The following is a 1,325-nucleotide window of genomic DNA, read 5'->3' on the forward strand; positions in this document are numbered from 1 at the left end:
TTCTCTGGGGGAAAGAAAAAGGAAAAGAAAAGCGTCTATTTTGTGCTGGGCCCACCCGCAAGGGGGGGGGGGGGGAGGGGGGGGGTGGCCCCCCCCCCCCTCCACACTCCCCCCGGGTGATCCCCCGATCCCCCCGGGCGAGTATCTATCCACTCCACTCCGCGTATTCACCCCTTCGGGCGGGCGCTTGGAGTGAAACGGGGGAGCGCTGGGGGGCGCGTTCGCCCGGTGTGCTTCTCGGAGTGATCACCGCCGACCTACCGTCGACACCATGGGACGCGGGGACCACGGCACGCTGGTACGGATCTGCGATCCGGCGGGCCGACCGCGTGGAACGGGCTTCGTGGCCGACGACCGGGGAACGGTCGTCACCAGTCACGAGGCCGTCGACGGGCTCGCGGGGATCGTCCTGCACGCCCCCGGCGACCGGACACACGTCGCCGCGTCCGACGCCGTCACCGCCCTGCCCGGAACCGGTCTCGCCCTCGTACGGACCGAAGGACTGGACGTCCGGCCGATGCCGGTCTCCGCACGGACCGAGGCCGAGCCCGGGACGTACGTACGGATCGCTGCCCACGGCTGGCGCGAGGCCCGGGTCCTCGGCGCGGCGGACGTCGGTTACACGGAGGCCGGCCGTCGGCGCGCCCTCGGCCACGCCTGGGAGCTGGCCATCGGCACCGAAGGCGCGGAAGCGCTGCGGCTGGGCGGACAGGCCACGGGCGGGCCCGTCGTGGACCCGGAGACCGGGGCCGTCCTCGCCGTCCTCGCCACCGCCCTGCACGGCGACCACCGCGCCGCCGGTTACGCCCTGCCGCTCGCCCCGGTGGACCGGCTGGCCGAGCTGCTGAGGCGCAACGCGGCGATCGCGCCCTGCTACGGATCCGAGCTCAACCTGGCGGCCGTCCTGGAGCTCACCGCCACCTCCACCGGAGCCGTGGACATCGCGGGAACCGTCCCCAGGCCCGTCGAACGGGCCGACTGCGTCCGGGAGTTCGCAGCCTTCGCCGCCTCCGACGCGCTGGTCCTCGCCCTCGTCGGCGCCCCTGGCAGCGGACGTACGACCGCGCTCGACGCCCACCGCGCCGAGCGGGCCCGCGGCGCCGAGCCGGCCCCCACGGTCCGGCTGCGCGGGGCCGACCTGCGCGCGGACGACACCTCGGTCGCCGACGCCGTGGGCCGCGTCCTGCGCCAGGCGGGACGCATCGTCGCGGCCTCGGGGGCCCGAAGGGAAGCCACCAACGCGCCCCCCGAGTGTGGCGTCACGATCTCGCGAGACAGCGGTCGGCCGATGTTGGTCTTCCTCGGAGGTCCCGAGGAGAGGCACA

At 74.4% G+C, this 1,325-nt stretch carries 1 protein-coding gene; it reads left to right on the forward strand.

What is annotated here, in order from left to right:
* Positions 1-271 precede the first annotated feature (271 nt).
* Positions 272-1,325 (forward strand): trypsin-like peptidase domain-containing protein (locus ACFUJR_RS20455; RefSeq protein WP_383450613.1); only part of this gene is annotated, 1,054 nt, incomplete at its 3' end.

This window comes from Streptomyces sp. NPDC057271, assembly GCF_042668715.1.
Classification (GTDB): Bacteria; Actinomycetota; Actinomycetes; order Streptomycetales; family Streptomycetaceae; genus Streptomyces.